General features: G+C 65.3%; 13 protein-coding genes. 4 read left to right on the top strand and 9 right to left on the bottom strand.

Annotated elements, in window-relative coordinates; genetic code table 11:
- From ACO2Q2_RS17150 to ACO2Q2_RS17115, 8 genes are all read right to left on the bottom strand, one after another.
- Nucleotides 1-346 (bottom strand): hypothetical protein (locus ACO2Q2_RS17150; RefSeq protein WP_423257466.1); only part of this gene is annotated, 346 nt, incomplete at its 3' end.
- A complete protein-coding gene (locus ACO2Q2_RS17145; RefSeq protein ID WP_423257465.1) occupies nt 330-1,643 on the bottom strand; it encodes a replicative DNA helicase in 1,314 nt (437 codons plus the stop codon). The genes ACO2Q2_RS17145 and ACO2Q2_RS17150, both read right to left, overlap by 17 nt.
- On the bottom strand, nt 1,640-2,626 hold the full coding sequence (locus ACO2Q2_RS17140) for a DUF1376 domain-containing protein (RefSeq protein ID WP_423257464.1): 987 nt from the start codon (nt 2,624-2,626) through the stop codon (nt 1,640-1,642). The genes ACO2Q2_RS17145 and ACO2Q2_RS17140 overlap by 4 nt, the downstream gene beginning before the upstream one ends.
- Nucleotides 2,623-2,790, bottom strand: a complete 168-nt coding sequence (locus tag ACO2Q2_RS17135; protein WP_423257463.1) for a hypothetical protein — start codon at nt 2,788-2,790, stop codon at nt 2,623-2,625. Before ACO2Q2_RS17135 ends, ACO2Q2_RS17140 begins: the two co-directional genes overlap by 4 nt.
- Complete coding sequence (locus tag ACO2Q2_RS17130; protein ID WP_423257462.1) at nt 2,787-3,038, bottom strand: hypothetical protein; 252 nt, start codon at nt 3,036-3,038, stop codon at nt 2,787-2,789. Before ACO2Q2_RS17130 ends, ACO2Q2_RS17135 begins: the two co-directional genes overlap by 4 nt.
- Entirely contained in the window at nt 3,035-3,265 is a 231-nt protein-coding gene (locus tag ACO2Q2_RS17125) for a hypothetical protein (protein ID WP_423257461.1), read from the bottom strand. Before ACO2Q2_RS17125 ends, ACO2Q2_RS17130 begins: the two co-directional genes overlap by 4 nt.
- Nucleotides 3,262-3,453, bottom strand: a complete 192-nt coding sequence (locus ACO2Q2_RS17120; RefSeq protein WP_423257460.1) for a hypothetical protein — start codon at nt 3,451-3,453, stop codon at nt 3,262-3,264. The genes ACO2Q2_RS17125 and ACO2Q2_RS17120 overlap by 4 nt, the downstream gene beginning before the upstream one ends.
- Nucleotides 3,450-3,821: a hypothetical protein gene (locus ACO2Q2_RS17115; RefSeq protein ID WP_423257467.1), complete on the bottom strand. Its 372-nt coding sequence runs from the start codon at nt 3,819-3,821 to the stop codon at nt 3,450-3,452. Before ACO2Q2_RS17115 ends, ACO2Q2_RS17120 begins: the two co-directional genes overlap by 4 nt.
- A gap of 168 nt (nt 3,822-3,989) precedes the next feature.
- Between ACO2Q2_RS17115 and ACO2Q2_RS17110 the strand changes: the two genes are divergently transcribed.
- The gene (locus ACO2Q2_RS17110; RefSeq protein ID WP_423257459.1) at nt 3,990-4,244 is read left to right on the top strand and encodes a hypothetical protein; all 255 of its coding nucleotides are present in this window, start codon (nt 3,990-3,992) and stop codon (nt 4,242-4,244) included.
- A gap of 110 nt (nt 4,245-4,354) precedes the next feature.
- Here ACO2Q2_RS17110 and ACO2Q2_RS17105 read toward each other — a convergent pair whose 3' ends face one another.
- Nucleotides 4,355-4,567 (bottom strand): helix-turn-helix domain-containing protein, encoded by a 213-nt coding sequence (locus ACO2Q2_RS17105; protein ID WP_423257458.1) that lies wholly within the window; start codon nt 4,565-4,567, stop codon nt 4,355-4,357.
- Nucleotides 4,568-4,584: 17 nt separating this feature from the next.
- Between ACO2Q2_RS17105 and ACO2Q2_RS17100 the strand changes: the two genes are divergently transcribed.
- The 3 genes from ACO2Q2_RS17100 (at nt 4,585) to ACO2Q2_RS17090 (ending at nt 5,948) form a co-directional block, all read left to right on the top strand.
- Nucleotides 4,585-5,298, top strand: a complete 714-nt coding sequence (locus ACO2Q2_RS17100; RefSeq protein WP_423257457.1) for a S24 family peptidase — start codon at nt 4,585-4,587, stop codon at nt 5,296-5,298.
- A 2-nt stretch (nt 5,299-5,300) separates the two neighbouring features.
- Nucleotides 5,301-5,672, top strand: a complete 372-nt coding sequence (locus tag ACO2Q2_RS17095) for a hypothetical protein (RefSeq protein ID WP_423257456.1) — start codon at nt 5,301-5,303, stop codon at nt 5,670-5,672.
- 117 nt (nt 5,673-5,789) lie between these two features.
- Nucleotides 5,790-5,948 (top strand): hypothetical protein, encoded by a 159-nt coding sequence (locus ACO2Q2_RS17090; RefSeq protein WP_423257455.1) that lies wholly within the window; start codon nt 5,790-5,792, stop codon nt 5,946-5,948.
- The last annotated feature ends 52 nt before the right edge of the window (nt 5,949-6,000 follow it).

The following is a 6,000-nucleotide window of genomic DNA, read 5'->3' as shown; positions in this document are numbered from 1 at the left end:
CGCCCGGCCGCACGGACACCGCCTCGACGGCGGCGAAGACGTGGGCGCCCGGGTGACGCTGCAGCACGCCACGCAGCAGCGCGGCCAGGCGGAAGGCGTCCACCTCGTTTCCCGTGGTCGGCCGCGGAACCGTGGGCATGTCGATGAACTGGTCGGGGATGCCGTCGGCCAGCACCACCAGTGCGCCGAGCATGCCGGGGTCGACGCCGATGGTCAGGCGCAGGGCAGTGCCGGTCCGGCCCAGGTTCTGGGTGCGTAGCAGGTCACCCGGCTCGCGCTGATCTTCGGGTTGTTCGCGCGCGAGGCTGGCGTGATCAGCGGAAATCTGTTCAGTCCTGGTAGCCATTCCACCCTCCCTGCTGCTTGCGTTGCCCGAACCGCCCGAAGCCCTGGGGCTTGCTCGGTTGGTCGTCGACCGGCAGGTCGATGGCGGTGAACCGCTGGTGGCGGTAGTTGGAGTCGAGCCAGATGTCGCCGGTCTCGCCGTCGCGCTGCTTCTCCACGATCAGCACCAGGCGGTCGCGCCGGTTCGGATCGGGACGGTGCAGGAAGATGACGACGTCGGCGTCCTGCTCGATGGCGCCGGAGTCGCGCAGGGCCTTGAGCGTGGGGCGATGGCCTTCGCCGTCGCGGTTGAGCTGCGAGAGCAGGATCACCGGCACGTTGAGCTCCTTGGCCAGACCCTTCAGCGCCCGGGTGATGATCTGCAGCGCATCGGCGGTGCTGAGCTTCGGTCCACCGGGCGGCGTCATCTGCGTCAGGTAGTCGATCGCGATCAGGTCGCAGCCGGTGGTGGCGTGGATCTGCCGGGCACGAGCACACAGGGCCTCGACGGTGAGCGCCGGCGTCTCGTCGATGTACAGCGGCATGTCGGCAATCTCGGCGGCGGCGTTGAACAGCGCGCCGAAGTCGGCGTCGTCGAAGATGGCCGGGCGCTTCATGCCGGCGGCGTTGACCTGGGCGATGTGCGCCTGGATGCGGTCGGCGATCTTCACGCCGGTCATTTCCAGGCTGAAGAACAGAACACGCTTGCCGTGCCGCGCAGCGTTCACCAGCGACTGAATCGCGAACGCGGTCTTGCCCACCGAGGGACGTGCGGCCAGCACGATCAGGTCGCCGGGCTGATAGCCGCAGAGCATCTCGTCGAGCGCCGGGAGGCTGGTCGGCAGGCCGGTGATCGCCTCCTTCGCGTTGACCCGGCGCTGCAGCTCAGCCACCGAGGCTCGCAGGTACTCGCGAATGTGCTTCACCTCGCCGGCGTGGCGCGGCAGGCAGGCGCCGAGCAGCTGCTGGGCCTGGCCGAGCACGTCGGATCCCTCCAGTCGAGCGATTTGCGCACCGGCAGCATGGATGCGACGAGTCATCGCGGCCTGCGTGACCATCTGGGCGTAGGCCCGCACGTTGCCGTGGCGCCATCCTTCGCTGCTTGCCAGCTCGAGCGCAAGATTCCCGAGATGCGCGTCGGCCTCGTGGATCGTCACCGCGTCGAACGGCTCGCTTGCGTTGGCCCGGTCGCGGATCAGGGCGTACAGCTTCCGGTGGGCACCTGCGGCGAAGTCGTCGGCCACCAGCAGGTCAGCGACGCGCCAGTAGGCCTTCGGGTCGGTCAGGCAGGCGCCCAGAACGGCGTGCTCGGCGTTCATGCGGCCTCCCGCTGCATCGCGCTGATGGCCTGGTCCATGACCTTGGCAAAGCGGTCCTCGGCCAGCAGCACATCGAGGTTCTGCTTCCAGCCCGGGTTCTTCGGGTTGGCGACCTCGCCACGCATCCACGGGTCGGTGGCGCATTCGGCGAAGTACGCGGCCCAGAACTCTGGCGGGTCGTACGCCCAGCCCTGCTGCCGGCAGACCTGGCGCGCCAGCTTGCACACCGCGTCGATGCGCTTTCGCCGCTTGGCGTTGAGCACCGAGACCCGTTGGCACAGCGGCAGCGCGTGGTGGTAGGCGTCGAGCACTGCTCGAACCTCCAGCGGGGGTGACGCCGTCGCGTCAGCGGCGGCAGGTGCGCCAGCACCGGCTGGGGGTATGGGGGTAGCTTTTATTTTCCCTGTCTCTGTCCCTGTCTCTGTCTCTTGCGATCCCGACGGGATTCCCGACGGGAAAAGATCGGGATTCCCGGTTGATGTCTTTTTGTGTCCCGACGGGATTCCCGAAGTGCGCTTTTTTGACAGCGTCCGGGATTGCGGATTTAGGTCCATCAGGAGTGTGCGCGCCTCGACCATCTGCGCCTCGATTGCGGTCGAGTCGAACTCAATCCCCCAACGCTTCGCATTGCCCGCGCCGCTGCTGATGCGCTGTGCGAGCTTTTCGAGCCATGCCTCCAGCGCCTTCTCGGCGACGACCGGGTGATACCAGCGCCCGTCATCACAGATCATCCAGCCGCGCATGGCGTGCTCTTTCACCTTCGGCCATGACTTGGCCTGGGACAGGTGCGCGAGCATGCGGTCGTTGTCAGGCAGTGAAGCGGCCGGTACTTGGTGCCAGCTCACCAGCCAGAGCGTGATCGCTGCGGAGCGCTCGTCGCCAGTACCCAGCACCCACGTTTCAGACGTGAGCAGTCGCTGCACATCGAACGGCATGAAAGCGAAGTCGCGCAGGTCAACGTCGGAAGGAACCAGAGGATTCATTCGGGCCGGGCCTCGTCCCGCATGGCCTTGATAACCACCTCGATCAGGGCCGCAGGAATGAACACGGATTGGTCGCGTTCGCCCATCGTGCTTTCCTGAAGAATCGAAACGCCCCCTTCTACGCGATCAACGTCAATCGCGCCGACGGTTTCAATGATCCTCATGCTGTCCTCCTGCTGGCCTGCTTCGAAGTTGCAGACGCCAGCCCGGCAGGTTCGGGTTGTCCGCCGGTAGCTACTCCGGCGTTAGGCGCTGCGGTGAACATGGAACCCTGGGGGGCATCGGGAGAGACCGCCAGCGCGGCGTGCGCTGCGGCGATCTCTTCGGGGGTGTGGGTGCGGTCGGCCTCGGCCAGCGCGCGGAAGCACAGCTCCTCCTGGCGGGCGAACCACGCATCGGACCGGCGCTTCATGCCGCCACCTGCTGCTGGCGCTGCTCGCGCGCCGCTGCCTTGCGGGCCAGGCCGCGCTCGGACACGCAGGCCTTGCACTCGCTCGACCACTGCGTGACGCGCATGTTGGTGCCGCGCCGATACCAGAACTCCTCGGTGATGGGCCACCAGCAGTCCTCGTCGGCGTAGCCGCGGGCCTTGCATCGGCGGCAGAACTGCTCGGTGCCGTGCGGGGTCATCCGGATCAAGGGGTGTTCCTCCCCTGCTCCGCCTTCCTCGCCTTCTCCGCCTTGTCCGCAGCTTCGCGGATGGCATCGGTATGCGGCTTGATCCAGCTGATCATGGCCGCGCAGCCCGTCAGATCGAACTCGAGCGGCGGGAGCTCGCGCGGCTTGTCGGCCAGGGCGCGGCGCAGGTCCAGCGTCGTGCCCGTCATGACCGCTTCTTCCCGGACGTCTGCAGCCCAGCAGCCGCCATCAGGGCGGGCAGCACCTCAGCCAGAGAAGCCAGCTTCGCCAGCGCCTCCTGCTGGGCGACGGCGGGGTCGCGCAGGTACTTGTCTGCGAGGTAGTGCACCGGACTGATGTCGCCGGTGCGCTGGATGTAGGCCTCAAGCTCGTCGACGGTCATGCCGCGCGGCTTGCCGCCGCTGTCGGATCCGGCCAGCTTCTCGGTCAGCTTCGAGGGCGACAGGTCCATCTTCCCGGCGACGTCGACAAGGCCGCGGGCATAGACGCGGGTTGCCATGTGCTCGCGCAGCGAGCGGGAGCGCTGAGCCAGGCCCGGCTCCAGGTGGAGGGTCATTTGCTGCACGGCGCAGCTCCTTGGGAATTCAGGGGACGACGTGTTCCCCAGGATTCCCCTGGACGGGCCGCAGACTGGGCGGCATGAACACGACGACGAGAAGGGGCGGACCCTCCCCGGCGGTAAGCTGGCGCTGCCAAGCAGCCACCCACCACCGAGGAGAGGTCCATGGAAATGGGCAAAAACCAGCAGCGAACCACATCCGAAGCGGCATCCGACTTGATGCTCAAGGCAGCCGTCGAGGCGCTCATGCGCAGTCATCCCGATGCGGCAGCGCTTCGGCGCGCGTGGGACGAGTCGGTGTCGAAGTGGTACGGCCTTGTCGGCTCTCAGATCGGAGGATCGCCCGAGACAGTCTCGCCATGGCTCGACGAACTGCGCCGGGAGCAGGCGCGCTGGGAGTCATACATTCCGCAGGGATAGGCTCACCGCGGCGCAGGCAGCGCGCGATCATCAGGTCGATCGCCTCCTCGCGCGTCGGCTTGTTGAGCCAGTCGCGCAGCCAGATGCGGGGGTTGCGTGAGCGGGGCACGTCAGGCCGCCTCGCCCTGCCCGGCCGAAGGCTCGGGGGAGGATCCGAAGACGTCGGGGCGCAGTGCGCGGGCCTGCCATTGCCTGACCTCCGGCAGATCCTCGTCCTCACTCCAATTGGACACGGCCGCCTTGCCGACGCCGAAGAACTCCGCCAGTTGGCGGTCCATCGTGAAGCCGAGAGCCTCACGGACGTTTCGCTTGGTCAGTTTCATGGCGCGAGTCTAGAGCTATGAACTTCATCGGGTCAATAGCTCTGAACCCATCCACCCATAGCCTTTGGCTGATGAGCATGGGTTCCAGACTTCAAGAGGCACTCGACCGACGCGGCCTAACTCCGCCCGATGTAATTTCGGGGGCCAAGCTGTCAAAGGGCGCTGTCTACAACATCTTGAACGATCTGACCAAGCCGGAAAAGGTTCGGGCAGACACGGTCACCAAGATCTGCAAGGTGCTGTCTGCCAACCGCGATTGGCTGGTGTGGGGGCGCGGAACGATCGATTCCCCTGAGGTAGCCGAAGATACCGGGTGGAGCGACATTCTTGGATTGCGCCAGGCGGCCGCGCTGGGTGATGGCGCAGTAGCGGACGAGTACGCCGAGACGCACAAGCTAAAATTCCGCGCGGACAGCTTGCGCCGAAAGAAGCTGCGACCGGACAAACTGGCCGTGATCTACGGCAAGGGCGACTCGATGTACCCCACGATCAAGGATGGGGACGCGATCCTGGTCGATACCAGCGACCGCACGCCGCGCGACGGCAAGCTCTACGTTGTGACCTATGACGGCCTGCTACAGGCCAAGCGCCTGGTCGAGCTCGGCGGCCGCTGGTTTATCGAAAGCGACAACAAGGTTGACCCCAAGTGGCACAAGCCGCAGCCGCTAGACGAAACTAAGGGCATCGAGATCCACGGCCGTGTGCGGTGGATTGGCAGCTGGGAAGACTAATCATGAAGCTCGGCGGATGGATGAGGATCTACGTTGTCATCGTAGTCATGACGGGCTCAATTGGCCTAGCCGCCGCGGTAATCTCCAAGCCCATCGGTCCTGATGATGAACATCCCGTCTGGCAGTGCGAGACGTCCTTCACGCAGCACAGTGCCCAGCACTACCTGGTCAACAATCCGATCAGCAAAACCCCGTGCTACTCCCGGATCATAGACATCGCCAACGGTGATGAAGATCGCGCAAACCGGACTAGGTGGCTTTCAGGTATCGCAAAGGGCCTGACGATATGGGTCGCCTTGATGGTTGCCCTGTTTCTTTCCGGATGGTCGCTCGGATGGATCTGGCGAGGGTTCTTCCCTTCCCGTTCAAAATAAACAATAGCTGAACTCCGTTCACTTCTTTGAACGAACTAGTTCATTTCTCTTGACCGCCCAAAGTTCATAGGTCTAGACTCGCCTCCAACAGGCCACCACGGCCCGCTGGAGACCGACATGGACAAGTACATCGTTCAGTACCTGACGCAGGAGTACGGCGCACTCGATGACCGCGAGGTCGAGGTGGAGGCCGCGAGCCGCCAGGAAGCCATCGCCAAGGTCAGCAACGGCCAGCGCCACGCCTACTACGCCGAGCGCGTGGAGGTTGTGGCATGAACAAGCAGCCCATCTTCATCGCCGAGCGGTTCGGCAACGCCTTCCGCGGCGA

The organism is Dyella sp. KRB-257, assembly GCF_049445995.1.
Taxonomy (GTDB): Bacteria; Pseudomonadota; Gammaproteobacteria; order Xanthomonadales; family Rhodanobacteraceae; genus Dyella_A.
This window is presented reverse-complemented; position numbering and strand designations above follow the sequence as displayed.